Origin of the sequence: Kitasatospora sp. NPDC002227, from assembly GCF_040296285.1 — a bacterium.
Classification (GTDB): Bacteria; Actinomycetota; Actinomycetes; order Streptomycetales; family Streptomycetaceae; genus Kitasatospora.
On record NZ_JBEOWY010000031.1, the window covers coordinates 36467 to 63334 of the forward strand.

Here is a 26868-nt window from a genome sequence, read left to right on the forward strand (position 1 = left end):
GGCCGGTGCCGTTCGCCGCGCAACTCGCCGTCACGGCCGCCGTGGTGCTCGCCGTGCTGCTCGCGGCCTTCGTGGTCGGCGTGCGCACCGGGCGGCACCGGGGTGTGGACGTGGCCTGGGGGCTCGCCTTCGCCGCGGTCGGCCTGACCGGGTGCGGGCTGACCGGCGGGCGGGGCCTGCTCGCCACCGTGCTGGTGACGGTGTGGGGCGTGCGGCTCGCGGCGCACCTGTGGTGGCGCGCCCGGGGCGCGGGGGAGGACCCGCGCTACGCTGCCATGCTCTCGCGCGCCCCGGGCAGCAGGAGCTACGCGCTGCGGAAGGTCTACCTGCTGCAGGCGCTGATCGTCTGGTTCGTCTCGCTGCCCGTCCAGGCCGCCACCCGCCTGCCCTCCCCCACACCGGCCCTGGCCGCGGCGGGCACCGCGCTCTGGGCCGTCGGCCTGGCCTTCGAGGCGGTGGCCGACGCCCAGCTGGCCCGGTTCCAGGCCGACCCGGCGCACCACGGGCAGCTGCTCACCACCGGACTGCGATCCTGGACCCGCCACCCCAACTACTTCGGCGACGCCTGCGTCTGGTGGGGCCTCACCCTGCCGGTGCTCGGCACGCCGGCCGGCTGGGCGCTGCTGCCCTGCCCCCTGCTGATGACCTGGCTGCTGGCCTTCGGCAGCGGAAAGCCGATGCTGGAGCGCCGCCTGGGCGCGACCCGCCCCGGCTGGGCCGAGTACGCCGCCCGGACCAGCCCCTTCCTGCCCCTGCCACCTCGAGGACCGCGCAAGTGACCGTCTCCATCGTCCTGTTCACCCAGGACCTGCGTCTGCACGACAACCCTGCGCTGCACGCCGCCCGGCGGGCCGCCGATCAGGTGGTGCCGCTGTTCGTGCTGGACACCGACATCGCGGCCGGGGGCTTCCCCTGCCCGAACCGGATGGCCTTCCTGGCGGACTGCCTGACCGATCTGGACACCTCGCTGCGCAGGGCCGGCAGCCGGCTGATCCTGCGGGAGGGGCGGACGGTGGCCCGGACGGTACGGCTGGCCGAGCAGCTCGGAGCGTCGAGTGTGCACGTCGCGGCCGGGGTGAGCGGCTTCGCCCAGCGCCGGGAGCGGGAGCTGCACAGCGCCCTGGGCGGCCGGTTGCGGGTGCACGAGGGGTCGCTGACGGTGGTCGCCCCGGGCGCCGTGACCCCTGCGGGCAAGTCGCACTACGCCGTCTTCACCCCGTACCACCGGGCCTGGCAGCAGGCCGAGCGCCGCACCCCGCTGCCGGCCCCGCGCAGCCTGGCCACTCCGGAGGGCATGGAGAGCCTGCCGGTGCCCACCGCCGAGCCCGACTCGCCCGCGCTGGCGCCCGGGGGCGAGAGCGCGGCACGCCGGCACTGGCGGCGCTGGTCGGCCGAGCACTACGACGCGCTGCACGACGACCTGGCCGCCGACGCCACCTCCCACCTCTCCCCGTACCTGCACTTCGGCTGCCTCTCCGCCGCCGAACTGGTCGCCCGGGCCGCCTCGGAGGAGGGCCCGGGCCCGGCGGCCTTCGTCCGGCAGCTGGCCTGGCGGGACTTCCACCACCAGGTGCTGGCCGCCACCCCGCAGGCCGCCTGGCAGGACTACCGGGACAGGGGCAAGGTCTGGCGGGTGGACGAGGCGGAGGCCCAGGCCTGGCGGGAGGGGCGCACCGGCGTGCCGATCGTGGACGCGGGCATGCGGCAGCTCGCCCACGAAGGCTGGATGCACAACCGGGCCAGGATGCTGACGGCCAGTTACCTCACCAAGACGCTCGGGCACGACTGGCGGGTCGGCGCCCGGCACTTCCTCAGCCTGCTGGTGGACGGCGATCTGGCCAACAACCAGCTCAACTGGCAGTGGGTGGCCGGAACCGGTACCGACACCCGCCCCAACCGGGTGCTCAACCCCTACCGCCAGGCGGCGCGGTACGACCCGGACGGCGCGTACGTGCTCCGCTGGTGCCCCGAACTGGCTTCGACCTACCGGGCGGGCCACGAGTAGGCTCGAGGCATGACTGGCGCCCCGGACCTCCTGCTGACCGAACGGCTCGACCTGCGGCCGGTGGCGGTCGAGGACGTGGCCGAGCTGTACCGCATCAAGTCGGCTCCGGAGACCAGCCGTTACCTGGACAGCCACCGCTTCGAGCGGCCCGAGGCCGTCCGGGAGTGGGTCGAGCGCTCACGACTGGGCTGGGAGCAGCGGGGCCTGGGCTACTGGACGGTGCGGCTGCGGGAGAGCGGCGAGGTGATCGGGGTCGGCGGGGCGGAGCGGCGCAAGGCGTTCTGGAACGTCTACTACCGCTTCGCGCCCGCGCACTGGGGCCACGGCTACGCCACCGAGCTGGCGCTGGCGGCCCGTCGGCGGGCGCGGGAGATCGACCCCCAGGCGCTGTTCGTGGCCTGGGTGCACGCGGAGAACGCCGCCTCGTCCGTGGTCGCCACCCGGCTCGGGCTGACCGACTTCGGCCTGCGTGAGAAGGACCACTGGGACGGCGTGCCGATGCACTGCTTCGCCGACCGGGAGCCGGAGTTCGACTGAGCGGCGCTCCCGGCCGGCGAGGTCTGCACCGCTGGTCAGCCGAAGACGCGGGCCCCGCCCACGAAGGTCTGCTCGACCTTGGCGTCGGCGACGGTCAGCGGATCGGCGGTGAGGATGTCGCGGTCCAGCACCACCAGGTCGGCGAGGTGGCCCACCTGGAGGCTGCCGGCGTCGTCGAAGCCGTTCACGTGGGCGGACCCGGCCGTGTAGGCGGTGAGGGCGCTGGTGAGGTCGATCCGCTGCTCGGGGTAGAAGACCCGGCCGTGGTCGGTGCCCGGCTCCAGGCGGTTGACGGCCACGTGCAGGCCCGCCAGCGGGTCCGGGCTGCTGACCGGCCAGTCGCTGCCCGCGCACAGGGTGGCCCCGGCGCGCAGCAGGTCGCCGAACGGGTACTGCCAGGCGGCTCGCTCGGGCCCGAGGAAGGGGATGGTGAGCTCGTCCATCTGCGCCTCGTGGCAGGCCCAGAGCGGCTGGATGTTGGCGATCGCGCCGAGCTGCGCGAAGCGCGCGATGTCGTCCGGGTGCACCACCTGCAGGTGGGCCAGGTGGTGGCGGGTGGCCCGGTGGCCGTTGGTGGCGCGGGCGGCGGCCACGGCGTCCAGGGCTTCGCGTACGGCCCGGTCGCCCAGGGCGTGGAAGTGCACCTGGAAGTCGAGCCAGTCCAGCTCGGTGACGTACTCGCGCAGCGCCGCCGGGTCGACGAAGCTCAGCCCGCTGTTGGCGGTGGCGCAGCCGCAGCCGTCCAGGTACGGGCTGCCGAGCGCCGCGGTGAAGTTCTCGGCGATGCCGTCCTGCATGATCTTGATCGAGTCGGCGCGGAACCGGCCGTGCCGCAACTCGGCGCGGCGGGCGACCAGTTCGGGGATCTGGTCGGCGCCGCGGTCGCGATCCCACCAGAGCGCGCCGCGGACCCGGGCGGTCAGGGTGCCCGCTCGGGCGGCGGTGAGGTAGGCGTCGGACGGGTCAGGCTGGCCGTTGAAGACGCCGAGCAGGGCATCCTGCCAGCCGGTGATGCCGAGCGAGTGCAGCAGCTGCTGGGCGCGGTGCAGGCCCGCCAGGCGGTCCTCGGCGCTGGTGGGCGGCACCAGGCGGGCGACCAGGCCGGTCGCGCCCTCCTGGAGGGTGCCGCCGGGGGTGCCGTCCGGCTCGCGCTCGATCCGGCCGTCCGCCGGGTCCGGGGTGTCCTTGGTGAGGCCGGCCAGCTCCAGGGCACGGGAGTTGGCCCAGGCTCCGTGGTGGTCGCGGTTGAGCAGGTAGACCGGCCGGTCGGCCACCACGCTGTCGAGCAGCTGCCGGGTCGGCAGACCGCCCTCGAAGCTCTCCAGCGACCAGCCGCTGCCGGTGATCCACTCCCGCTCGGGGTGCGCCTCGGCGAAGGCACGGACCCGCCGCAGGTACTCGTCCACCCCGACGGTGTCGCTCAGGTCGCACTCGCCGAGCTCCACGCCCCCGTACACCGCGTGGATGTGCGAGTCCTGGAAGCCGGGGATCAGCAGCTTTCCGGCGAGGTCGACCACCTCGGTCCTCGGGCCGATCAGCTCGCGGACCTCGTCGTGGCCGACGGCCGTGATCCGCTCGCCGGTGACGGCGAGGCTGGTGGCGCGGGTGCGGGCGGCGTCGGCCGTGAAGACGGGGCCGTTGGTGAAGACGAGATCGGCGTGGTTCAAGGGAGTTGCTCCAGAAGTGGGGGGCGCGGGCCAGGGGTTGCCCCCGACAGCCTGCCGGGGGAGGCCCGCACCCGGGGGGTGTTTCAGGCGGAGGCGATCAGGTCGGCGGCCTCGGCGTCGGTGCCGCGCCCGGTCAGGAAGTACTCGGACTTGCGGCGGTACTTGGCCCAGGCGGCCACACAGAGCCCGCTGATGATCATCAGGGCGGGGCAGAGCAGCTGGAACCAGCCGTTGTCGGCGCTCAGCTCGAAGTGGTCGGCCGAGTCGTAGAAGGTCCAGGCGAGGTACCCGCCGACGGCCAGCAGCACAGTGGCGCCGAGCAGCGGGGCGACCACGGCGCGCAGCGCCTCCGATGGGGCGGTGCGCAGCAGGCCGCGGAAGCGGACGGCGGCGGCGACGGCGGTGAGCGCGTAGTAGAGGGAGACCACGATGCCAATGCCGTTGACGGCGGCGTTGATCAGCTGGGTGACGGTCGGGATGACCAGCATGACCAGCGAGATGACGGCGGCCAGCGCGGTGAGCAGCATGGTGCCGGCCACCGGGGTCGCGTACTTGGGGTGGATCCGGGTCCAGATCCTGCCGACGGTGCGGTCGCGGCCCATCGCGTACATCCCCCGGGCGGAGGGGATGACGTTGGCCTGCAGCGAGGCGACGGCGGAGAGGGTGAGGGCGACCAGCGGCAGCGCGGCGAGCGGCTGGTGGGCGAGCCGCTCGCCGAAGTAGGTCAGCCCGTTGGCGCCGTTGCCGGCCAGCTCGTCCAGCGGGAGGACGCGCTGGAAGGCGGTGGAGGCGAGCATGAAGAGCGCGAGCACGGTGACCAGGGCGATCTGGCCCCCGCGGGAGGCGTCCTTGGGGTCGCGGACCTCCTCGCCGACGGTGAAGACGGCCTCGAAGCCCCAGTAGCAGAAGACGGCCTGGATCATGCCCTGGGCCAGCGCGCTCAGCGAGGGGATCGCGAAGGGGTCGAACCAGGAGAGCGAGAAGGGCTGGGTGCCGGCGAACAGGCCGTAGCCGCAGAAGCCGAGCAGTACCGCGTACTCGAAGACCAACAGGTACTTCTGCAGCCGGGTGGCCAGTGCCACGCCCCGGACGGCGACCACGGTGGCGCCGATGAGCACGGTCATGCCGAGCAGGGTGGCCTGCCAGGTGGTGTCCGGGTCGAGGGCGAGCGAGCCGATGCTGTGCAGCCCGGCCTGGCCGGCCAGCTGGAGCAGTGCGGAGCCGGTGACGGCGACGGTGTAGGCGAGGAAGACGATGGTGCCGACCACGTTGACCCAGCCGGTCAGGAAGCCGAGCCACGGGTTCAGCGTGCGGCCGACCCAGGTGTAGGAGTTGCCGGCGTTGGGCTCGACCCGGTTGAGGCGGCCGTAGGCCCCGGCGATCGCCACCACCGGGAGGAAGGAGACCAGCATGACGGCCGGCAGGTGCAGCCCGACGATCCCGGCGATCAGGCCGAGCCCGATGCCGATACTGGAGGTGGCCGCCGTACTGGACGCGGCGAGCACCACGCCGTCCACCACACCGAGCGACTTGCGCATCGTCGTGTGTGACCCCGCCACCTGGGTGGCTCTCGCCGAGTCCTTGGTGACTGCTCCCAATGTACCCACCGCCTTGCGCGAAGGGGCCTGGTCACGGCCCCGGTGGCTGCACATGAAACTCTGCGCGGCCTTCACGCGTCAACGCCGTTGACATAAGGTGCGGGTACCGGAGCGAGGTCCGGTCTGCCGGAAGGGTGGTCCAGCCGATGAACGACCGGGTCGTACCCGAAGCACAGCGTAGGCGACGCAAGCCCACCAAGAGCGGCACGGTGCTCTCCGAGGAGGTGATCGTCGAGACGGCGCTGCGGCTGCTGGCCCAGCACGGCAGCGAGGCGCTCACCGTACGACGCCTCGGGCTCGCGCTCGGCGCCGACCCCACCGCGCTCTACCGCTACTTCCGCACGGCCGACGACCTGCTGCTGGCCGTCGCGGACGAGCTGATCGGGCGGGCCCAGTGCGGCTGGGAGCCGACCGGGGACTGGCAGGCCGATCTGCGCGCGATCGGCCTGCGGATCCACTCCTGCTACCGCTCCCACCCGCAGGCGGCCCGGCTGGCGGGCTACCGCACCACCGGGCGGCGGCACGAGGCGGCGGCGGTGGAGAACATCCTCGGCGTGCTGCGGAGGGCCGGCTTCCCCGACCCGGAGGCGGTGCGGATCTACCACGCCTTCGTCGACCAGGGGCTCGGCTTCGCGATCCTCGACGCGGCAGCCGACGCCCTGCCGGGGCCGGCCCGGCAGGCCGACGAAGGGGTCTGGCAGGAGCGCTACGCCCGGCTGTCGACGCACACCCACCCCAACATCGCGGCCACGGCGGGGCTGCTCACCCGGGAGATGGCGGGCAGCGGGTACCCGCTCGCACTGGACCTGCTGCTCGCGGCGGCGGCCGCGCGGCTGGCTCTGCTGCGCGGGGAGGGGGTGTGACGAACCTGCTTGTGCAACTAGTTGCATAAGGGTTGGCGCGGCCTCTACGGTGGGGCGACCACACCGCCGAGGAGGCGCCGCATGACCGCGTACCCGCACCTGCTGAGCCCGCTCGACCTGGGCTTCACCACCCTGCCGAACCGGGTGATCATGGGCTCGATGCACGTCGGCCTGGAGGAGGCCGCGAACGGCTTCGAGCGGATGGCCGAGTTCTACGCGACCCGGGCTCGCGGCGGTGTCGGCCTGATCGTCACCGGCGGGATCGCCCCCAACGAGGCCGGGCGGCCCTGGGGCGGCGGCGCCAAGCTGACCACCGAGCAGGAGGCGGCCGAGCACCGCGTCGTCACCGAGGCCGTGCACGCCGCCGGCGGCAGGATCGCGATGCAGATCCTGCACTTCGGCCGCTACGCCTACCACGAGGACCTGGTCGCCCCGAGCGCCCTGCAGGCCCCGATCAGCCCCTTCGTGCCGAACGAGCTGACCGACGAGCAGGTCGAGCAGACCGTCGAGGACTTCGTCCGCTGCGCCTCGCTCGCGCGGGACGCGGGCTACGACGGCGTCGAGATCATGGGCTCCGAGGGTTACCTGATCAACGAGTTCGTCGCCGCGCCCACCAACCGGCGCACCGACCGCTGGGGCGGCAGCTACGAGAACCGGATGCGCTTCCCGGTCGAGATCGTCCGGCGGGTGCGCGAGCGCCTCGGCAGCGACTTCATCGTCATCTACCGGCTCTCCATGCTCGACCTCATCCCGGGCGGCTCGACGCTGGCCGAGGTGGTCCAGCTCGCCCAGGCGATCGAGGCGGCGGGCGCGACCATCATCAACACCGGCATCGGCTGGCACGAGGCGCGCATCCCCACCATCGCCACCTCGGTGCCGCGCGGTGCGTACACCTGGGTCACCAAGAAGCTGATGGGCTCGGTCGGCATCCCGCTGGTGACCAGCAACCGGATCAACACCCCTGAGCTGGCCGAGCAGTTGCTCGCCGAGGGCCGGGCCGACCTGGTCTCGCTGGCCCGTCCGCTGCTGGCCGACCCGGAGTTCGTGGCGAAGGCCGCCGCCGGTTCGTCCGAGGCGATCAACACCTGCATCGGCTGCAACCAGGCCTGCCTGGACCACACCTTCAGCGGGAAGATCACCTCCTGCCTGGTCAACCCGCGGGCCTGCCACGAGACCGAGCTGGTGCTCGCACCGACCAGGCTGCGCAAGCGGGTTGCCGTGATCGGGGCCGGCCCGGCCGGGCTCGCCTGCGCCGTCACCGCGGCCGAGCGCGGGCACTCGGTCACGCTCTTCGATGCCGCCGAAGAGGTCGGCGGGCAGCTCAACATCGCCCGAAAGGTGCCCGGCAAGCAGGAGTTCGACGAGACGCTGCGCTACTACCGGTACCAACTGGAGGCGCTGAAGGTTGAGTTGCGGCTCGGCGCCACCGTCACCGCCGCGGTGCTGGCCGGTGAGGGCTTCGACGAGATCGTGGTCGCCACCGGCGTGACGCCGCGGGTGCCGTCGATCGAGGGGGCAGAACACCCCAGCGTGGTCGGGTACTTGGAGGTGCTGCGGGGCGAGGTCGAGGTCGGCGCGCGGGTGGCGATCCTCGGCGCGGGCGGGATCGGCTTCGACGTGGCCGAGTACCTGACCGACCCGGGCCGCTCGGCCGCGCTGGACCCGGCGGCCTTCTTCGAGCAGTGGGGCGTGGACACCGAGCACACCACCCCCGGCGGCCTGGCCGCGCCCGTCCGGCCGGTCTCGCCGCGCACCGTGACCCTGCTCCAGCGCAAGACCAGCAAGGTCGGCGCGGGCCTGGGCAAGACCACCGGCTGGATCCACCGCACCGAGCTCAAGCACCGCGGCGTCACCACCGTCGCCGGCGCGAGCTACGACCGGATCGACGACGAGGGCCTGCACATCACGGTGGACGGCCAGGCCCAGGTCGTGCCCGTCGACCACGTCGTGCTCTGCACCGGCCAGGAACCGCGCCGCACCCTGCACGAGGAGCTCGCGGCCCTCGGCGTGGCCGCGCACCTGATCGGCGGCGCCGACCTGGCCGCCGAGCTGGACGCCAAGCGCGCCATCGACCAGGGCACCCGCCTGGCGGCCACGCTGTAGCACTCCGCGAGGGCGCTTCGGCGGTACCCGTAGGATCGGCCGCATGTCGCTGCCGCACGCCATCCTCACCGCCCTGCTGGAGCGCCCCTCCTCGGGGCTGGAGCTGACGCGCCGCTTCGACCGGTCGATCGGGTTCTTCTGGTCCGCCACCCACCAGCAGATCTACCGTGAGCTGGGCAGGCTGGAGCAGTCCGGCCTGATCCAGGCCGTGCCCGGACCGCCCGCGCGGGGGCAGCGCAAGGAGTACGAGGTGCTCCCGGCCGGGCGGGCGGCGCTCACCGAGTGGGTGGCCGAACCGCAGGACCCCAAGCCGATCCGCGACCCGCTGCTGCTGCGCCTGCGCGCGGCGGCGGTGGTCGGCCTGCAGGGCCTGGACGCCGAGCTGCGGCGGCACCTGGCGCTCCACCAGCGGCAGCTGGCGGAGTACCGGGAGATCGAGCAGCGCGACTTCCCGGCGGCTGCGGCTGCGGCTGGGGCTTCGGCTGCAGCTGGGGCTGGGGCCGGCGCTGGGGCTGGGGCCGGCGCCGGCACGTCGGCCGAGAGCCGCCTGCAGCACCTGGTCCTGCAGGCCGGCATCCAGCTGGAGACCTTCTGGGTCGAGTGGCTCGGCCAGGCCATCGCGGGGGTCGTTCCGGAGTAGAGCGTGTCGGGTGGTGCTGGCACCACCCTCGCCGCTGCAGCGGAGTACCGGGAAAGAGGGGAGTTAACTCTACCGACTTCGCCTGTCGCTACCGTCCAGAATGAGGGCGCGGCCGCAGCGGCCGCGCGTTCGGTACGGGGAGGCGGTTGTCGTGGATGCCGAGATGGTGCGGGGGAGCGGGGTCGAGGAGTACTCGGTCCGGGCCGGGCTGGTCGGCCTGCGGCGGTCGCTGACGCTGTTCCGGCTGTCGTTCTCGGCCCTGCGCGGGGCGCTCCAGCTCAGCCTGGCGCTGAGTCTGGTCGGCCCGGGGCTCGGGCTGGTGCCGCGGGTGATGGCGCGGGTACGGCGGCTGACCGATCATCAGCGCGAGCTTGCCGTGCGCTGGTCCGGGGTGGAGATCCCGGCCCCGACCGGGCCGGTGGCCCCACCGCCCGAAGGTGCCTCCGGTCTGCTCGCGCGGTACCGGTGGCTGCTCGGCGATCCGCAGCGCAAGCGGGAGTCCGTCTGGGTGCTGGTCGATCCGTTCGCCGGGGCGTTCCTGGCCTTCGTGCCGGCCGCGCTGGTGCTCAGCGGCCTGTGGGGCATCTTCCTCGGCTGCTACGGCGTGCAGCTCAACCACCAGTGGGGCGGGCTCTGGTTCGAGTTCATACCGGTCCGGGGCCCGGTGACGTCGCGGCTGGCTGGGCTGCTGGGCCTGGCCCAGCTGCCGCTGGCCCTGTGGGCGGCGCCCTGGGTGGTCCGCGGCCACGCCCGGTACACCCGCGCGATGCTCGCGCCCGGCGAGGCGGAGCTGATGGCCGGCCGGATCGAGCACCTGGCCGCCACCCGCTCCGAGGCGGTGGACGCCCAGATGGCCGAGATCCGCCGGATCGAGCGGGACTTGCACGATGGCGCCCAGGCCCGCCTGGTCGCGATGGGCATGACGCTGGACGCTGCCGAGCATCTGCTGGGGGCCGACCAGGAGGTGGTCCGCAGCCTGCTGGTGGAGGCCCGGCAGTCCTCCAGCAAGGCGCTGGAGGAGCTGCGCGACCTGGTCCGGGGCATCCACCCGCCGGTCCTCGCGGACCGGGGCCTGGCCGACGCCGTCCGGGCCCTGGCCATGGTCTGCCCCGTCCCCACCAAGGTCGAGGTCGAGCTGCCGGGCCGCCCCGAGCTGCCGGTCGAGTCCGCCGCGTACTTCGCGGTCTCCGAGCTGCTGACCAACGTCGCCAAGCACTCGGGGGCCGAGTGGGCCGAGATCGAGCTCCGGCACGAGCGGGGGGTGCTGCAGGTCAGCGTGACCGACGGCGGCACCGGTGGCGCCGACCCCACCCGGGGTACGGGCCTGCGCGGCATCCAGCGCCGGCTCGCCACCTTCGACGGCATACTCTCCGTCACCAGTCCGCCCGCCGGCCCGACGACAGTGAGGATCGAGCTTCCGTGCGTCTTGTCATCGCCGAGGACCACTTCCTTCTGAGGGACGGTCTGATCCGGCTGCTGACCGCCTTCGGCCACGACGTGGTGGCCGCTGTCGACAACGGCGCCGACCTGCTCGCCGCCCTCACCGAGCACCGGCCCGACGTCGCGGTGGTCGACGTCCGCCTGCCGCCCGACTTCACCGACGAGGGTCTGCGGGCCGCGCTGGCCGCCCGCCGCGAGCTGCCCGGCCTGCCGGTCCTGCTGCTCTCGCAGTACGTCGAGCCGCTCTACGCCCGCGAGCTGCTGGCCGGCGGCGGCCAGGGCGTCGGATACCTGCTCAAGGACAGGGTGACCGACGGGCGGCAGTTCCTGGCGGCCGTCTAGCAGGTGGCGGCAGGCGGCACCGCGATGGACCAGGAGGTGGTCTCCCGGCTGATGGTCGCCCGCGAGCGGGACGAGCGGGTGGGCGCCCTGACGGGCCGAGAGCGCGAGGTGCTGGAGCTGGTCGCCCAGGGCCGGTCCAACGCGGGCATCGCGCAGGCCCTGGTGGTCACCGAGAAGGCGGTGGCCAAGCACATCAGCAGCATCTTCACCAAGCTCGGCCTGCTGCAGGCCGACAGCGACAACCGCCGGGTGCTGGCCGTGCTCGCCTACCTGGACCAGTGAGCGCCTACGGCTTCCAGCCGGTCGTCGCCGCCCACTGCTCGGCGACGACCACCACCAGGTCCACCACCGGATCCTTGACATCCGCATAGACGCCGACTTCGTCGACCGTCCCCGCCAGCACGGTCTTGAACCGGGCGTACGCGGGCACGGCCTCCGGATGCGCCCGGAACCAGTCCCGGAACAGCAGCGCCAGCCGCTCGTTGGGCGAGCCCACCAGCCGGACGTGCAGGTTCACCTCCGGCGCGGCCGCGCCGCGCCGCCGCCACATCCGCTTGGTCCAGCGCTCCGGATCGTCGTCCAGTCCGGCGGGCACATGGTCGTGCCGGTAGGGCATCAGCTCGTACCCCTGCTCGGCGAGCGGCCCGGCGAAGGCCCGCTCCGCCTCGGCCAGGTCGGCGACGCCGAGCTGGAGGTCGAACACCTCCTTGGCCGCCATGCCGGGGATCGCGGTGCTGCCGATGTGCTCGGCCCGCAGCACGAGCGGCCCGAGGGCCGCCCGCAGCCCCTCGGCCAGGGCCCGGCCGCGCCCGGCCCAGGCGGGATCGGCGGCGGCGACGACGGGGGCGATGACGGGGGCGACGACGGGGGCGTGATCGGTCATCACGCCAGTCTAGGGACCGAGCGGAGCGGCCCGGCAGCTGGTGGCCGCCGGGCCGCTCCCGGGGTGGGTCAGCGCGAGACCGTCCGCCCGTCCTGGGCGCCGCCGTCGGTCGGGAACATTTGGCGGTGGGAGGGCGGTCTCGGGCAGGCTCGGGGGGACAGGTACGGAGCGGACGGCGAGGGTCGGATGAGTGAGATCGAGGCGGGCCGGGCGGTGCTGCGGATGACGGCGGTCGAGCGGGCGGTGTACCACGTCCCGTCCGCCCGGCTCATCGAGGTCGCGGGGGAGGCCTTGGTGGCCGGTGTCGATTCCCCGTCACTCGTGGAGCTGGCCGGGCTCGGGCGCGCCGAGGGCGGTGCGCCCGAGCTGTTCGACCGGGCTGTGGCCGAGCTCGAGCTGAATCCGCCGGTCGAGGACGGCGAGCAGCGTTGGGCGTTGGCCCGGTGGTGGGCGGGCCGGATCGCCGACGGTTCGCTCGACCCGCTCGACGGTGCCAACCGGATCTGGACCTGGGCGGCGTCCGAGCTCGGCCACCCCGAGGAGCTGCACCCCTTCGTCCGGGCGCCAGCGAGGCCGACGACTGGTACGAAGGCTGGCCGGGGCCCTCCCTGGACCAGCTCCGCCGCGACGTCCGCGCAGCCGCCGAGGCCCTCACCAGCCGGGCGGCCTGACGATCACCAGGGCAGCCGGCCGGCCGCGTCGTAGTAGCCGCCGGTCGGGCCGTCCGGCCCCAGCTGGGCCATCCGGACAATGACCTCGGCGCCCTGCTCGACCGTCTGCACGCCTTCGTACCGGTTCAGGTCCGTCGCGGTGTAACCGGGCTCCACCGCGTTGATCCGCATCTGCGGGAACGCCTTGGCGTACTGCACGGTGAGCATGTTGACGGTGGTCTTGGAAGCCGGGTAGGCGGCCCCCGGGTACCCCTTGCCGGCCTCGGTCAGCGAGGCCAGGCCGCTGCTGACGTTGACCACGACCGGGGCGGCGGAGCGCTGCAGCAACGGCAGGAAGGCCTGAGTCACCCGGACCAGGCCGAAGACATTGGTCTCGAACACCTCCCGCAGCACGTCGGCGGTCAGCTCGGCCGCGCCGATGATGGCGCCCTCGGGCGACCGCACCTCTATCCCGGCGTTGTTGACCAGGACGTCCAGCCCGCCCGCCGCCTCGACGGCGGCCACGGCGGCGGTCACCGACGCGTCGTCGGTGACGTCGAGCTGCACGAACCGCGCGCCGAGCTCGGCGGCGGCCGCCGAGCCCCGCTCGGTGCTGCGCGCGCCCAGGTAGACGGTGTGGCCCGCGGCGATCAGGCGGCGGGCGGTCTCACGGCCGAGGCCCTTGTTGGCCCCGGTGATCAGAATTGTCGTCATGGGCCCAGCCTCCCCCCGCCGGGCCGCGGTCCACCAGCGGTTTACGGCCCTGGCTCTGACCTGCCGTCAGATCGGCCGGGTCGGTGTTGGAGCCGCAGAGGACGACGGCGATCCGTTCGCCCTCGGCCGGGCGGTAGGTGGCCGAGCCGAGGGCCGCGAGGGCGGTGGCGGCGGCGTGTTCGACGGCCAGCCTGCGGTCGTCCCAGAGGGCCCGGCGGGCCCGGGTGATCTCGGCGTCCGGCACCAGGAGGCTGGTCACCCCGTCGTGGCGGGCCGCCGCGAGGGCGGCGGCGGAGGCACGGCGGGCGCCGAGGGCGTCGGCGGCGACGGAGTCCACCGGGACGTCCACCACCCCGCCGGCCTCAAGAGCGGCGTGCAGCGCGCGGCTGCCCTCGGGCTCGACGGCGACGACGTGGACGCCGTGCTCACGGGCGGCCGTCGCGACCCCGGCGAAGAGACCGCCCCCGCCGACCGACAGCACGACCGTGTCCAGCGCGGGCAGGCGCTCCAGCAGCTCGGTCAGCAGGGTGCCGGCCCCCGCCGCGATCAGCGGGTGGTCGTAGGCGTGGCTCGCCAGCGCCCCGCTCGCCGCCGCGTACTCCTCGCAGGCGGCCAGCGCCTCGGCGTACTCCACGCCCACCAGCCGCACCTCGGCCCCGTACGAGCGCAGCCTGGCGACCTTCACCGCGGGCGCGGTGGCCGGCAGGAAGACCGTCGCCCGCACGCCCTGCTGCTGCGCCGCCCAGGCGCAGGCCAGCCCCGCGTTGCCGCCGGAGGCGATCGTCACCCCGGCCTCCGGCAGGCTGCCCGCCTCCCGGTGCGCCTGGAGGAAGTTCTGCGCGCCGCGCGCCTTGAAGCTCCCGGTGTGCTGCATGAACTCCAGCGCCAGCCAGACCTCCGCCGCACCGGTGCCGTACCACCCCGGCTCGACCGGGGCCACGGCGAGCGGGCGGGTCCGCCCGGCGATCCGTCCGGCGGCGGCCTTGACGTCGGGGTAGCTCAGCTCGGGCACGGGGGCCTCCGGGTGGGGTCGGATCGGCGGTCCCCGTCATTCTGCCCGGTGGTGCCGGGCCGACGCCGACACGGGCTTTTCACCTGATCGTGTGACAAAGAGTCAGGTGTCGACGGCGCGAACCTAGCGTTGGTCCTGACATGGGACTTCTGAGCAGGCGTTGGGGCGCGGCCGCCGTGGTGGCCGCGCTCCTCGGGCTGCTCCTGCTGCTCGGGGCCGGTCCTGGGCTCTGTCTCGGCCACGACGGGCACGGTGAGGTTCCGGTCGCGTCCGTCCACTGCGCCCCCGGGGAGGGCACTCCGGCCGGCTGCTGTGCCGGCCCGGCGGCCGGGGACGCCGTCGTGGTGGTGAGCCACGCCCGGCCCGAGCAGCCCGGTGCCCAGCCCCTCGCGGCCGCCGAGGCCGTGGCGTCGGCCGCGCCCGAGGTACGGGCCGCCGATCTGCCGCCGCCGCGCCCCGGCGGGGGGCGGGGCATGCTCGCGAGTATCTGCGTGAGCCGGACCTGAGAGGTCGTCGGCGGGCCCGTCGCCGTTTCGCGGCGGCACGCCGCTGTCCCGCGCGCCCGTGAGCCGGGGCCCTACGGGGCCGCCGGGCCGGTGCCGCGCGCCTCCTCCGCTCCCCTCCGCCCGCCCGGCGAGCTGCGCGCCGCCGGTGCGGCCGGCCTTCGTCCGTCTGGAGTCTCCTTGAGCACGTCCCTCAGCTCCGCCCTGCCGTCCGCCGACCTCGAGTCGGCGGCCCCCTTCACGCTCAGCCCGCTGACGCCCGGCTGTGCGCAGATCGCCGCCCGCCGGGTCCACGCCTGTGTGGGCATCAGCCCGTTCAACGGGTACTTCCACGCGCAGCGGATCGCCGGGCTCGCCCGCTGGGCGGTCACCGAGTTCGAGCAGGCGCACTTCTTCCTGCCGGACTCGCTCGCCGTGCACACCCTCGAAGCCGTCGGCTACCCCCGGGACCGAGCCCTGTTCAAGGCCCGCCGACAGGGGCAGCACATGCACAACAAGATCACCACGGCCCTGCGCGAGCTGGGCGTTCCCGATCCCGACAGCCGGGTGCTGACCTCCGCCGCCCTCACCGCCCACCCCCGCTACACCGAACTGCACCAGCAGGCCCGGCAGCTGTTCGACACCGATCCCGCCTTCCGGACGGCCTGCCTGGCGGCGGGCGGCTGGGTACTCGAACGGCGACTGCCGCCCGGTACGGCACCCACCACGGCCCAGCTGCTGATCGCCAGCGACTACCTGCTGGGCGAGCTACCCCTCTTCCTCGACACCCCCGCCATCGCGGCCGTGGCGGAGTCGGTGTTCTGCTACCACCAGACCCCCGACTTCCTCCGCCAACTCTTCGAACGCACCCTCGCCTGCACCCCCGAGCCGAACCAGGGCTACCTCACAGTGGAGGCCTGACCGAGGCCCACCCCCGCACGTAGCGCCTGCCCGGCGGACCACGCCGGGCAGGCGCCGTGGGTCCCCGTCATGAAACGGCTGGGTGCGCGGGTGCCGACGTGATCCGCCGGGCCGGGTCCGGTGGGCGGGGTGGATGGCCAATGATGGGGGCATGTTGAACTACGACGACGAAGCTGTCGGTTACGACGCCGGCCGGGGTGGGGAGGCCAGGGCGGCGGCGGCCGCTGCGGCGGTGCGGGAGCTGGTGCCGGAGGGGGCGGTGTGGTTGGCCGACCTGGCGTGCGGGACGGGGATCGTGACGGCTCGGCTGGCGGCGCCCGGTCGGGAGGTGGTCGGGGTGGACATCTCGGCCGGGATGTTGCGGTTCGCGGCGGGGCGGCTGCCAGGGCGGGTGCTGCAGGGTGACGCGACGCGGCTGCCGCTGGGCGAGAACACGCTGGACGCCGTGGTGATGGTCTGGCTGCTGCACCTGATGGACGAGGCGACGGCGCTGGCGGCTTTCGGCGAGGCCGCCAGGGTGGTGCGGCCCGGCGGGGTGCTGGTGACGACCGTGGACAAGGCCGACGCGGCGTACCTGGAGCCGAGCGACGTGGCCGGGCTGATCGCCCCCGTCCGGGCGCGCTGCTCCCGGCCGAACGCGGACGGGCTGGCGCGGCTGACCGCCCGAGCGGCCGAGCTGGGGCTGCGGCCCACCGGGCAGGCCGGCTTCACCGGCCTCGGCCAGGGCCGCTCGCCGCAGGAGTGGCGGAGCTCGCTGCTCGCCGGCCGGTTCGACTGGACGGCGAGCCCGGCCGGAGCGGCCGAGCTGCCCGGGCTGTGCGAACGGCTCGCCGCGCTGCCCGGACAGGACGTGCCCCGGCCGGACCCGGTCTACCGGGTGGTCTCCTTCACCAAGGAGGGTTGATCGGCCGAAGGCGGGACTTCACCGGGGCGGCCGGTGGTCGAGGGTCGCCAGGCGGCGGACCAGGACGGCGCGTCCGCGCAGGAAGCCGGTCCGCAGCAGGGTGGTGAAGCGGGTCACGGCGCGACCTTCGTCCCGTCCGGGGCGGCGACCGGCACCTGGAGGGAGCCGTAGCGCTCCATCCGCTGCCAGCGCAGCCGGGAGCCGGCCACGGCGGTGACCACCGACTGGATCACCACCAGGTACATCAGCTGCCGGTAGACGAACTGCTGCAAGGGCAGGCTCCAGAGCGGCCCGAGCCGCTCCCTGTCCAGCCGGAACGCGTAGACGCCCATGGCCAGTTGGATCGCCATGAAGGCGGCGAACAGGCCGAGCACCCGGCCCGGGCCGAGGAAGACCAGGCCGTAGACCGTGGTGACGTCCACCGCGGGGGCGAGCAGCGGCAGCAGCACCTGGAACATCAGCAGGTACAGCAGCCCCCGGCGGCCCAACTTGCCCGCCTGGCCGCCCTGGACGAGCGAGCCGCGGTGCTTCCACATCGCCTGCAGGGTGCCGTAGCACCACCGGTAGCGCTGGCGCCAGAGCGCGCCGAGCGAGGCGGGTGCCTCCGTCCAGGCGCGGGCCCGCTCCTCGTACACCACGCGCCAACCGGCCCGGCAGAGCGCCATGGTGAGGTCGGTGTCCTCGGCGAGGGTGTGGTCGCTGACCCCGCCGATGCGCAGCAGGGCCGAGCGGCGGAAGGCGCCGACCGCGCCCGGCACGGTCGGCATGCACTGGGCCAGGTCGAAGAGCCGGCGGTCCAGGTTGAAGCCGATCACGTACTCGATGTGCTGCCAACGGCCGAGCAGGCCGCCGCGGTTGACCACCTTGGCGTTGCCGGAGACGGCGCCCACCTGGGGGTCGCCGAAGGGTTGGACGAGCATCCGGACGGCGTCCGGTTCGAAGACGGTGTCGCCGTCCACCATCACCACCAGCTCGCAACGGGCGGCGCGGATGCCGGTGTTGAGGGCGGCCGGCTTGCCGGCGTTCTGCTGCCGGATCACCCGGACACCGGGCAGGGCGAGCGATTCGACCAGGTCGGCGGTGCCGTCGGTGGAGCCGTCGTCCACCACGATCACCTCGACCGGGTGGTCCGAGGCGAGCAGGGAGCGGACGGCGGCCTCGATGCCGGCCCGTTCGTTGTAGGCGGGCACGATGACGCTGACCGGCCCGGTGATCGGCGGGCCCCAGGGCACCCCGCGCAGCTTCCGGTGGCGCCGGGCCGCGACCAGTACGGCGACGGCGCGCAGCACGCTGATCGCCCCGGCGGCGTAGAGCAGCCAGCCGAGGACGCGCAGGGCCCAGCCGCTGGCCCACAGGACGTTGATCAGGGCGAGCCCTTGCCAGTGGTCGGCGGCGGAGGCCGGGTGGTCGGCGCTCGGCAGGGCGACCGCCTCGGACACGGTGCTGAAGCGGAAGCCCTGCACCTTGAGCTGGGGGAGCAGCGTGGTGAGCGCGTCCACGGTCTGGGAGCGGTCGCCGCCCGCGTCGTGCATGAGCAGGATCTGGCCGGTGCCCGCGCGCGGGGTGGCGTTGGCGAGGATGCGGCTGACGCCGGGGCGCTGCCAGTCCTCGCTGTCCTGGGTGGTGAGGACGGTCAGGTAGCCCTCCCGGCCCGCCTGCTGCAGGACGGACCAGTCGGCGTCGCGCAGCGAGTCGTTGCCGGAGGAGTACGGCGGGCGCAGCAGCGAGCTGGTCACGCCGGTGGCGCCGGCCACGGCGAGCTGGGTCTCGCGCAGCTCCAGCGAGCGCTGCCAGGCCGGCAGCCGGCTCAGGTCCGGGTGGCTGAAGGTGTGGATGCCGATCTGGTGGCCCTCGGCGACGATCCGCCGGGCCAGCTCGGGGTTGGCGGCGACCTGGGTGCCGACCACGAAGAAGGTCGCGTGGACTCCGTTGCGGCGCAGCACGTCGAGGATCTGCGGGGTCCAGCGCGGGTCGGGACCGTCGTCGAAGGTGAGCGCGATGGTGCCGGGCTTCGGCCCGGCCGTGCGGGCCGGGGCCGCGGCGCTGTCGATCACCGGGCCGCCGTGCTGGACCTGGGCGGGTACGGCCGTGACCGGGCCGGGGTGGTCGGCGGCGCCGTCCGGCGAGGAGCCGAACATGTGCTGGGTGTAGCCCTGGATGAGCAGCGCGGCGGACAGCGTCAGCACCAGGGTGGTGAGCAGCAGCCAGTGGGTGCGCAGCGGGACCTGGCGGACTCGGCCGCGGTGGCCGGTGCGTCTGGCCCGGTCACTGGCGCGGTCACTGGCGCGGTCACTGGCGCGGTCACTGGCACGGGAGCGCTTGGCACGGCGGGAACGGGACATCGTGGTGCTCTTCTCCGCCGGGGCTCAGGGGTGGGGCCGGTGGCTGGGGCCGGAGTGGCCGTGGCTCGGGGTGGGGGACGGGTGCGCGCTGGTCGGCTGGCCGGTGGGTGTGCCGGGCGCGGGCGGCGGGCTGCTCGGGGCGGCAGCGGTGGCGCCGGTCGTCGGGTGGCCGTCCGGCCGTGGCGCCGGCACTCCGGCCGGCCGGGTCGGCAGCGGCGGGTGGGTGACCCCGGGGCTCGGCTCGTCGGGGGTGCCGACAGCGGCCGGGCCGGGGGCGGCGGCGCTCGGGGTGCTTGCCGGCGGGGCGGGCAGCGGGAGGAAGGGGGAGTGGACCGTCGGGCCGCCGAGCAGCGTGCTGGAGAGCAGGCCGACGTACCCGACCGCGGGAACCACCAGTAGCCGGCCGAGCCGTCGCACCCGCCGCTGACGGCGGCCGGAGGAGTCCACGAAGACCGGTGCGGGCTGCGGACCGGTCACCCGGGGGAGGGCGAGCGTCGGCCGCCCGGTGGCCGGCTGTGGCGGCCGGGCGGCCGGTGCCGGGACGGTTGGCATGCCGACCATGGTGGTGGCGGCGCTGTGGGGGCTCGGGTCGGTGCTCATCTCACCTTCCCCAGCGCCCCGCTGTTCGATTCCGTCACTCCTGTGACAGGGAGGTTCGGTGAAGGTGCGGCGGGGATCGGGTGTCGACGCCTCGAGAGGCTGCCCGGCTCGAGCGGGCCGGTCGTGCGATCATCGGGCCATGTCGTTCAAGGTCGCCGTACTCGCCTCGCACACCGGCTCCAACCTCCGCGCCCTGACGGCCGCCGCCGCGCTGCCGCAGGCGGCCTTCACCGTCGAGCTGGTGGTCAGCAACAACAGCGCCTCGGGTGCCCTCGCCCACGCCCGCGAACTGGGGATCCCCTGGCTGCACCTGTCGGGCCGGACCCACCCGGACCAGGAGCAGCTCGACCTCGCCATGCTCGCCGCGCTGACCGAGCACCGGATCGACCTGGTCGTCACGGCGGGCTTCCTGCGCAAGATCGGCCCGATCACGCTCTCCGGCTACGCGGGGCGGATCGTCAACATCCACCCCTCCCTGCTACCCCGCCACGGCGGCCCCGGCATGCACGGCCTGCACGTGCACGAGAGCGTGCTCGCCTCGGGTGACACGGTGTCCGGCGCCTCGGTGCACCACGTCACGGCCAACTACGACGAAGGGCCGGTGATCGCCTCCCGCGAAGTCCCGGTGCTGTCGGGCGACTCCGTCGAGAGCCTGGCCGCCCGGGTGCTGACCGCCGAGCACGGCCTGCTGGCCGAGACCGTCCAGGCGCTGGCCGTCGCGCACGCCGACCGCTGAGAGCGCTCCGGCGGGGTCGAAATAGTCATATTCATTCGCATGCATTCTATCTTTCGCCACTCGATCGGATGGCTGATTCTCACGATCGAGTGATGCGGATTCCATTTGCACACGGAGTACTGGTAGAACTCGACCCGTCCCAGCATGCTGCCGCCCGTCCCACGGCGGCCGGACGGACGGGTGAGGCCATGGTCGGAAATCTGGAATCCATTTCGGTCGCACTCGCGCGCAGAGCGGAGCCCGAAGCGGCGGCGGAGCCGGGCGCGGCAGCGGCGCCATCGCCCGCCGCCGCCGCTGCTGCCACTGCCGCCGCCGCTCCCGCCGCCGCGCCGAGCAGTCCGGCGGGCCTCGCGCTGCAGCTCACCGCCGAGCAGTGGGCGTCTCTGTCGGCCCAGTGGGAGCAGCTCGGCGGCGCCGCCACCGAACTGACCCTCGCGGTCGGCCCGCAGTCGGTCGGCTCGCTGCGGATCGCCTGCGGCTGGGTGTCCGAGCACCCCTGGCCCTTCCGGGCCCCGGGGGCCGTCCCCGCGAGCTGACGGTGGGCGGCCCGCCGCAGGGGCCGCCCGCACACCGGATTCACCCTCCCTCCGCCATCGTCTAGAGAAATCGTGAGTGTGCTCTCCGTTCCGCGTGTCCTCTTCCGCGGAAAAGCGTCCTGGAATCCCGCCGCCGGCAACAACAACGACCAGTGGCCGGTCTACGACTTTCCCAATGCCGTGCTCAACCGGAGCTGTCTCCAGTCGCCGGACATCGGGATCACCCCGGAGAACGTCCGGGAGGAATTCCCCCGCTGGGCCCGCATCCGGCACTGGTACAACTCCGATCCGAGCGATCCCACCATCGGCCGGTGGCAGCCGCCGGGGGAGTGGAACTACTACGGCGGCATGGAGAGTCGGTCCCGGGGCTCGCTGGAGCTGCACTACGCCTCCGGCCTCGGCAAGTCCGTGGCGCTGCTCACCGAGCGCACCGTCTCGATGAACACCGACGATCGCAGCATCTTCCTCGACCAGGGCCGGTCCGGCACCGTCGCCCTCCAAGTCCGCGAGCGCGGTGCCGGCCTCGGCTGAAGGTCGCAGGCATGGAACCGCCGCCCGCGAGGAAGGATCAATGCGGCATGGACATGATCTTCAAGGGGGGCGGCCGGTGACCATCGAGGAGCGGGAGTTCCTGGAACTCTCCCAGGCCCTGACCGGATTCGACCGGGACGAACTCGCCGCCACCGGGCAGGTGTCGGCGCACCGGGCCACCGCCGTGCAGCGGCTCGGGCCGGAGCCGTACCGGCGCCTGCTGGCCGCCCTCGCGGCGGCCGCCGGGGAGCCGGACGCGCTGCCGGAGGGCCCCGAGCGAGAGCACGCCCGCGCGGTCTGCGGCCTCTGGTACCTGGGGCACTGGCCCGGTACGGGCGACGAGCCACCGGCCGCCGGGGCGGCCGAGGCCTACGCGGCGGGGCTGGTCTGGCGGACCTTCGGCGGCCGGGCACCGGGCACCGCCGCACCGGGCTTCGGCAGCTGGGCCCACGATCCGGAGGGGGAGCGGTGAGCGAGCCGGGCCAGGAGCGGTACGACGTCATCGTGGTCGGCGCCGGGATCGCCGGCTCGCTGCTGGCCGGGCGGTTGGGCGGGCACGGCTGGCGGGTGCTGGTGCTCGAAGCGGGTACCGGCGGCGCCGATGCCGAGCGCGAGCACGCCGAGGCGCTCGACCGGTACCGCGCCGCCACGGCCAAGCTGCCCGGCGCCGCGCTGGCGCCGAACGCGCTGGTGCCCTCACCCGACATGGCCGACCTCCGCGGCCTGCCCGGCGGCGGCTACACGGCCACCGGCCACCTGCGCCAGGACGGCCCGCAGCCCTACGCCAGCGGGTACCTGCGGGTCAACGGTGGTACCGGCACCGCCTGGACCGGCCTCACCCCGCGGATGCACCCCGAGGACTTCTACACCTCCGCCTTCGGCTACGGACGGGACTGGCCCATCGGTTACCGGGAGTTGGAGCCCTACTACCGCGCCGCCGAGCAGGAGCTCGGCGTGGCCGCCGACGCCGCCGAGCAGCGCGCCGACGTCGGCCTGCCGCTGCCCGAGGGCTACGCCTTCCCGCAGCCGCCGGTGCCCGCCAGCCACCTGGACCGCCTGCTCGCGGCCCGCCTGGACGGCGCCACCGCCCAGGACCCGTACGGCAGCCGGCCCACCGCGCTGAAGGTGGTCGGCACCCCCCACGGCCGCAACACCACCGACTCGGAGCAGCACGGCCCCGTCTGCCAGGGCAGCGCCAGCTGCATCCCGGTCTGCCCGAGCCGGGCCAAGTACACCCCCGCCCGCACCCAGGCCCGCTGGGCGCCCGAAGTGCGGCTGCGCACCCGGGCGGTGGCCGTCCGGGTGCAGACCGATGCCAACGGCCGGGCCACCGGAGTCAGTTACCGCCGCTACGACGAGCGAGGGCGCCCGGACCACGGTGCCCGGACGGCGGAGGCCGGCATCGTGGTGCTCGCCGCGCACGCGGTCGAGAACGCCCGGCTGCTGCTCGCCTCCGGGCTGGCGAGCTCCAGTGGCCAGCTCGGGCGGAACCTGATGGACCATCCGGTCCTGCTCACCTGGGGCTTGATGGACCGCCAGGTCGGCCCGTACCGAGGGCCTGGCTCGACCTCGGGCCTGGAGGGCTTCCGCTTCGGCCGCCTCCGGTCCGCCCGGGCGCCGTTCCGGATCGAGATCGGCAACTGGGGCTGGGGCTGGGCCGCCGGCCCGCCCGGGGCCGAGCTGGACGCGGTGCTGCGCACCGGGGACCCGGCCGCGCCGAACGGGCGCGGGCTGTTCGGCAAGCGGCTGCGCGAGGTGGTCGGCGACCGGGTCGGGCGGCAGTTCGCCCTGCAGTTCGAGCTGGAGCAGGGTGCCGACCCGGCGAACCGGGTCGGACTGGACCACCGGCACCGGGACGCCTTCGGCCAGCCCCGGCCGCTGCTGACCTACCGGCTCTCCGAGCACGTCAGACGCGGGATGGCCGCCGCCAAGGCCGTCTCCGACCAACTCTTCACCCTGCTGGGGGCGGAGGACCACACCGCCTACCACCCGGGCCCGGCCAACCCCGGCTACTTCGAGCACGAGGGCCGCCCGTACGTCTACCGGGGTGCCGGCCACGCCGGGGGCACCCACCTGATGGGCCACCGGGCGGCCGACTCGGTGGTGGACTCCTGGCAGCGCTGCTGGGACCACCCCAACCTGTACGCCGTCGGCTGCGGTTCGATGCCCTCGCTCGGCACCTCCAACCCCACCCTCACCATGGCCGCGCTGACCCTGCGCAGTGCCGACCGGATCCACCGCGACCTCACCGAGGCGCGCCGCGCCACGACCACCACCAGCTGAGGAGCCACCCCATGACCTCCGACCTCGGTCTGCCGCCCGTCGCCGCGCCGTACCAACTCCCGTTCCACTACGGTGCGCTGCACAACATCGGGCTGGACTACCTGACCGACCCGGCCCCGGCCCGCAAACTGCTCGCCGAGCGCCACCCCGCGCTCACCCTGGCCGAGTTCGACGGCCGGGCCTGCGTCACGCTCAACTACCAGCTGTACTTCGCCCAGTACGCGGGCGGCGCCGGGATCACCCAGGAGATCGAGGTGAGCCTGGTCGCCCACCCGACCGCCGAGGCCGACCGGCTGGCGCGGCTCTCCTACGGGCAGTACGCGCGCGGGCTCGACCAGACCAAGCTGCTCGGGATCGCCCGGCTGCACGTGCTCTGTGACAACCCGATCGCGATCGAGGCGGGCACCCTGCTCTACGGCGAGCCCAAGTACCCGGCCGCCTTCGAGGCCGCCATGCCCTCGCTCAACGGCCCTGCGGGGGAGGCCTGGTCGGTGCGCTGCACCACCCCGGCGGGGGAGCCGCTGCTCTCCTTCGAGGCCGATCTGGCCGGGCTGGCCCGGGAGTCGGTCAACAACACCCCGATCACCGGGTACGGCACCGACGCGGCGGGGCGGCCGTTGGCCGGGCCGATGAACGTCTACCACCCCTACCAGTACGTCGAGTTGGGCGAGGCTGCGGCCGGGCGGGTGCGGCTGCGGGTGGACGACCCGGCGAGCGAGGTCGGCCGTCACCTGAACGAACTCCTCGGCGACGCCGAGGCCGTGGCCGCCTGGAGCTACCAGTCGGCCCCGGTCGCCGCACACAACCACCCGTACTACCTGAGCCGGTAGCGCCCGCCCGGCCCAGCCGGCTCAGCGCAGCCGGCGCAGCGCCGCCGGGGTGAGATCGGCGACGGTGGGGTAGCCGTCCACCGCCATCAGCAGGTCGGTCTCCGCCAGGAGCGAGCGCAGCACGTGCACCACCCCGTCCTCGCCGCCCACGGCCAGCCCGTACGCGTACGGGCGGCCCACGCCGACGGCCGTGGCGCCGAGGGCGAGTGCCTTGACCACCTCGGCGCCGCTGCGAATCCCGGAGTCGAACAGCACCGGCAGGCCCTCGGCGGCCGCCACCACGCCAGGCAGTGCCTCGATCGCGGGCAGACCGCCGTTGGCCTGGCGGCCGCCGTGGTTGGAGCAGTAGATGCCGTCCACCCCGCCGTCGCGGGCGCGGCGGACGTCCTCCGGGTGCTGGATCCCCTTGAGCAGCAGGGGCAGTGAGGTGAGCGAGCGCAGCCAGGGCAGGTCGGCCCAGCTGAGCGCGTTGGGGAAGACGGTGGCCCACTCGCGGACCACGCCCGCCTGGTCCTGCTCCGGCGGGGCGGCCAGGCGGGCCCGGAAGGCCGGGTCGCAGGTGTAGTTGGCCAGGCACTTCCCGCGCAGCATCGGGAAGTTGGCGGTGGCGAGGTCGCGCGGGCGCCACCCGGTGACCCAGGTGTCGAGGGTGACCACCAGGGCCTGAAAGCCGGCCGCCTCGGCCCGGTGCACCAGGCTCTCGGCCAGTGCCCGGTCGTTCGGGGTGTAGAGCTGGAAGAAGCCGGGCGTCCCGCCGAGCTCCTTGGCCACCTCCTCCAGCGGGTCGGCCGACAGCGTCGAGGCGACCATCGGCACCCCGGTGCGGGCCGCCGCCCGCGCGGTGGCCAAGTCCCCGTGCCCGTCCTGCGCACAGATCCCCAGGACTCCGACGGGCGCCAGGAACAGCGGCGAGGCCAGCCGCCGGCCGAACAGCTCCGCCGACAGGTCCCGCTCGGCCGCCCCCGCCATCATCCGGGGCAGCAGCCCCCACTGCTCGAACGCCGTGACATTGGCCCGCTGCGTGTGCTCGTCCCCCGCACCCCCGGCCACGTACGACCACACCCCCGGCGCCATCGCGGCCTCGGCCCGCCGCTCCAGCTCCGCGAAGCTCATCGGCATCGCCGGGGTGACCCCGGCCAGCCCGCCCAGGTAGATCTCCAGCTGGTAGTCGCCGAACTGCTGTGCCATGCGGACTCCTCGGTCCAGGGGTGTACTCCGTGCCTGATCTTCGCTCAGCCGCCGAAGTTGAGGGCGTAGAGGGGGCGAACGGAGGCGGCGGTGACGTAGTCCATCGGGACGGTGCCGAGCGCCGGGCGGGCGCTGTGGTCGAGGGCGGCGAGGTAGCCGGTCAGGCGGGGGGCCGCCGTGTCGGCGGCCTGGCGGGGCCAGAGGCCCCAGCCGGAGGAGGAGGTGAAGGTGAGGAAGAGGCGCTGGGGGTCGCCGGCGGCGCGGGCGGCGTCGAGGTGGGCGGAGATCTCGGGCCACTTGCGGGAGTTGAAGTCGAAGATCGTCCCGATGTCGTAGTCGTCCTCGATGTCGGTGCGGCCGCCGCCCCACCGCAGGCCCGGCACCCCGCCGTTGTCGGCCAGCACCACGACCCGGCCGCGTACTTCGCCGAGCGCGGGCACCCGGTCCTCCGTCCACAGCAGCCCCGGCCAGCGGCTCGCGTACCCCGCGAAGAGTGCGCCGAAGTCCTGGTCGGAGACGCTGGAGTACTCCTGCTTGACCCGCATCAGCACCGTCTCGCCGGGGTGCGCCGCGAGGAAGGACCGGCACTGGTTGAGCACGTCGCCGAAGAAGATGTTCTGGAAGAACTGGCTGTGGTGGATCGCGAAGACCCCGTTGTACGCCCGGCAGCGGATGTCCAGGAACCGTACCCCGGCGGTGAGTTGGTCCGGCACCGAGAGCGTCTGGGTCTGCACCAGCGCCCCGCCGTAGAGCGAGCAGGTGTCGTGGGTGCCGGGCACGGTCAGCCGGGCCAGCGAGGCGCCGTCACCGAGCGCCGCCATCCAGTCCGCGCCACCGGGCACGGCGGCCGCCCGCGCCGAGACCGGCACCGAGCCGAGCAGGGCCGCCCCGCCGGCCGCGAGGGCCGACCGCAGCAGCGTCCGGCGCCCGACCGGGCTTCCAACCGAGCGAGTCGAGCCTGTCGCACCCATGCCGCACTCCCGTCCTCCGCAACTCCGGCATGGGCATTATCGGGAGCGCCGGGCGGGCGCGGATAGACCCGTGCCCGCCCGAAAGTGAGC

Annotated in this window: 26 protein-coding genes and 1 pseudogene; 18 read left to right on the forward strand and 9 right to left on the reverse strand. The window is 74.1% G+C overall.

What is annotated here, in order from left to right; genetic code table 11:
- Positions 1–5: 5 nt before the first annotated feature.
- Genes ABT095_RS24960 through ABT095_RS24970 form a run of 3 tightly spaced genes read left to right on the forward strand, consistent with a single transcriptional unit; the run spans position 6 to position 2542 of the window.
- Positions 6–779, forward strand: coding sequence for a DUF1295 domain-containing protein (locus ABT095_RS24960; RefSeq protein WP_350531715.1), 774 nt, complete (start codon positions 6–8; stop codon positions 777–779).
- A complete protein-coding gene (locus tag ABT095_RS24965; protein WP_350531716.1) occupies positions 776–2005 on the forward strand; it encodes a cryptochrome/photolyase family protein in 1230 nt (409 codons plus the stop codon). Before ABT095_RS24960 ends, ABT095_RS24965 begins: the two co-directional genes overlap by 4 nt.
- Before the next feature lie 9 nt (positions 2006–2014).
- Positions 2015–2542, forward strand: a complete 528-nt coding sequence (locus ABT095_RS24970) for a GNAT family N-acetyltransferase (protein WP_350531717.1) — start codon at positions 2015–2017, stop codon at positions 2540–2542.
- Positions 2543–2577: 35 nt separating this feature from the next.
- Here the strand turns inward: ABT095_RS24970 and ABT095_RS24975 are convergent, their stop codons facing one another.
- Together ABT095_RS24975 and ABT095_RS24980 are read right to left on the reverse strand one after the other, a co-directional pair.
- Positions 2578–4209: an amidohydrolase gene (locus tag ABT095_RS24975; protein WP_350531718.1), complete on the reverse strand. Its 1632-nt coding sequence runs from the start codon at positions 4207–4209 to the stop codon at positions 2578–2580.
- 83 nt (positions 4210–4292) lie between these two features.
- Positions 4293–5747 carry an APC family permease gene (locus ABT095_RS24980; RefSeq protein ID WP_350531719.1) on the reverse strand — a complete coding sequence of 485 codons (1455 nt, stop codon included), beginning with the start codon at positions 5745–5747 and terminating at the stop codon, positions 4293–4295.
- 206 nt (positions 5748–5953) lie between these two features.
- Here ABT095_RS24980 and ABT095_RS24985 point away from each other — a divergent pair, with 206 nt between their 5' ends.
- The 5 genes and pseudogenes from ABT095_RS24985 (at position 5954) to ABT095_RS25005 (ending at position 11477) form a co-directional block, all read left to right on the forward strand.
- Positions 5954–6670, forward strand: a complete 717-nt coding sequence (locus tag ABT095_RS24985; RefSeq protein ID WP_350531720.1) for a TetR/AcrR family transcriptional regulator — start codon at positions 5954–5956, stop codon at positions 6668–6670.
- Positions 6671–6751: 81 nt separating this feature from the next.
- Positions 6752–8773, forward strand: coding sequence for an FAD-dependent oxidoreductase (locus tag ABT095_RS24990; RefSeq protein WP_350531721.1), 2022 nt, complete (start codon positions 6752–6754; stop codon positions 8771–8773).
- Between the two features lie 43 nt (positions 8774–8816).
- Positions 8817–9413 carry a PadR family transcriptional regulator gene (locus ABT095_RS24995; RefSeq protein WP_350531722.1) on the forward strand — a complete coding sequence of 199 codons (597 nt, stop codon included), beginning with the start codon at positions 8817–8819 and terminating at the stop codon, positions 9411–9413.
- 151 nt (positions 9414–9564) lie between these two features.
- Positions 9565–10869, forward strand: coding sequence for a sensor histidine kinase (locus ABT095_RS25000; RefSeq protein WP_350531723.1), 1305 nt, complete (start codon positions 9565–9567; stop codon positions 10867–10869).
- Positions 10833–11477, forward strand: a pseudogene (locus ABT095_RS25005) (LuxR C-terminal-related transcriptional regulator). The gene ABT095_RS25000 and the pseudogene ABT095_RS25005 overlap by 37 nt, the downstream one beginning before the upstream one ends.
- A 4-nt stretch (positions 11478–11481) precedes the next feature.
- Here ABT095_RS25005 and ABT095_RS25010 read toward each other — a convergent pair.
- Positions 11482–12078, reverse strand: a complete 597-nt coding sequence (locus tag ABT095_RS25010; protein ID WP_350531724.1) for a GrpB family protein — start codon at positions 12076–12078, stop codon at positions 11482–11484.
- 186 nt (positions 12079–12264) lie between these two features.
- Here ABT095_RS25010 and ABT095_RS25015 point away from each other — a divergent pair, with 186 nt between their 5' ends.
- Positions 12265–12783, forward strand: coding sequence for a hypothetical protein (locus tag ABT095_RS25015; RefSeq protein ID WP_350531725.1), 519 nt, complete (start codon positions 12265–12267; stop codon positions 12781–12783).
- Here ABT095_RS25015 and ABT095_RS25020 read toward each other — a convergent pair.
- Positions 12753–13442: an SDR family NAD(P)-dependent oxidoreductase gene (locus tag ABT095_RS25020; RefSeq protein ID WP_350531726.1), complete on the reverse strand. Its 690-nt coding sequence runs from the start codon at positions 13440–13442 to the stop codon at positions 12753–12755. The genes ABT095_RS25015 and ABT095_RS25020 overlap by 31 nt on opposite strands.
- Positions 13396–14454, reverse strand: coding sequence for a serine/threonine dehydratase (locus tag ABT095_RS25025; protein ID WP_350531727.1), 1059 nt, complete (start codon positions 14452–14454; stop codon positions 13396–13398). Before ABT095_RS25025 ends, ABT095_RS25020 begins: the two co-directional genes overlap by 47 nt.
- A 140-nt stretch (positions 14455–14594) precedes the next feature.
- Between ABT095_RS25025 and ABT095_RS25030 the strand changes: the two genes are divergently transcribed.
- The 3 genes from ABT095_RS25030 to ABT095_RS25040 all read left to right on the forward strand — a co-directional run bounded on the left by ABT095_RS25030 (position 14595) and on the right by ABT095_RS25040 (position 16761).
- Positions 14595–14960, forward strand: coding sequence for a hypothetical protein (locus ABT095_RS25030; RefSeq protein ID WP_350531728.1), 366 nt, complete (start codon positions 14595–14597; stop codon positions 14958–14960).
- A 177-nt stretch (positions 14961–15137) separates the two neighbouring features.
- Positions 15138–15857 carry a tRNA-dependent cyclodipeptide synthase gene (locus ABT095_RS25035; RefSeq protein ID WP_350531729.1) on the forward strand — a complete coding sequence of 240 codons (720 nt, stop codon included), beginning with the start codon at positions 15138–15140 and terminating at the stop codon, positions 15855–15857.
- Positions 15858–16008: 151 nt separating this feature from the next.
- Positions 16009–16761: a class I SAM-dependent methyltransferase gene (locus ABT095_RS25040; RefSeq protein WP_350531730.1), complete on the forward strand. Its 753-nt coding sequence runs from the start codon at positions 16009–16011 to the stop codon at positions 16759–16761.
- A 113-nt stretch (positions 16762–16874) separates the two neighbouring features.
- Here the strand turns inward: ABT095_RS25040 and ABT095_RS25045 are convergent, their stop codons facing one another.
- On the reverse strand, positions 16875–19103 hold the full coding sequence (locus tag ABT095_RS25045; protein ID WP_350531731.1) for a bifunctional polysaccharide deacetylase/glycosyltransferase family 2 protein: 2229 nt from the start codon (positions 19101–19103) through the stop codon (positions 16875–16877).
- Positions 19104–19127: 24 nt separating this feature from the next.
- The gene (locus ABT095_RS25050) at positions 19128–19703 is read right to left on the reverse strand and encodes a hypothetical protein (RefSeq protein WP_350531732.1); all 576 of its coding nucleotides are present in this window, start codon (positions 19701–19703) and stop codon (positions 19128–19130) included.
- A 139-nt stretch (positions 19704–19842) separates the two neighbouring features.
- Between ABT095_RS25050 and purN the strand changes: the two genes are divergently transcribed.
- The 6 genes from purN to ABT095_RS25080 all read left to right on the forward strand — a co-directional run bounded on the left by purN (position 19843) and on the right by ABT095_RS25080 (position 24619).
- Positions 19843–20439, forward strand: coding sequence for a phosphoribosylglycinamide formyltransferase (gene purN / locus ABT095_RS25055; protein ID WP_350531733.1), 597 nt, complete (start codon positions 19843–19845; stop codon positions 20437–20439).
- Positions 20440–20627: 188 nt separating this feature from the next.
- Positions 20628–20975 (forward strand): hypothetical protein, encoded by a 348-nt coding sequence (locus tag ABT095_RS25060; protein WP_350531734.1) that lies wholly within the window; start codon positions 20628–20630, stop codon positions 20973–20975.
- A gap of 72 nt (positions 20976–21047) precedes the next feature.
- Positions 21048–21506, forward strand: coding sequence for a hypothetical protein (locus ABT095_RS25065; protein ID WP_350531735.1), 459 nt, complete (start codon positions 21048–21050; stop codon positions 21504–21506).
- A gap of 76 nt (positions 21507–21582) precedes the next feature.
- A complete protein-coding gene (locus ABT095_RS25070; protein ID WP_350531736.1) occupies positions 21583–21978 on the forward strand; it encodes a hypothetical protein in 396 nt (131 codons plus the stop codon).
- A complete protein-coding gene (locus tag ABT095_RS25075; RefSeq protein ID WP_350531737.1) occupies positions 21975–23789 on the forward strand; it encodes a GMC family oxidoreductase in 1815 nt (604 codons plus the stop codon). The genes ABT095_RS25070 and ABT095_RS25075 overlap by 4 nt, the downstream gene beginning before the upstream one ends.
- An 11-nt stretch (positions 23790–23800) precedes the next feature.
- Positions 23801–24619, forward strand: a complete 819-nt coding sequence (locus ABT095_RS25080) for a hypothetical protein (RefSeq protein WP_350531738.1) — start codon at positions 23801–23803, stop codon at positions 24617–24619.
- 21 nt (positions 24620–24640) lie between these two features.
- Here the strand turns inward: ABT095_RS25080 and ABT095_RS25085 are convergent, their stop codons facing one another.
- Both ABT095_RS25085 and ABT095_RS25090 read right to left on the reverse strand, forming a co-directional pair.
- Complete coding sequence (locus ABT095_RS25085) at positions 24641–25807, reverse strand: alpha-hydroxy-acid oxidizing protein (RefSeq protein ID WP_350531739.1); 1167 nt, start codon at positions 25805–25807, stop codon at positions 24641–24643.
- Between the two features lie 44 nt (positions 25808–25851).
- Positions 25852–26778, reverse strand: a complete 927-nt coding sequence (locus ABT095_RS25090; RefSeq protein ID WP_350531740.1) for a phosphatidylinositol-specific phospholipase C — start codon at positions 26776–26778, stop codon at positions 25852–25854.
- Between the last annotated feature and the right edge of the window lie 90 nt (positions 26779–26868).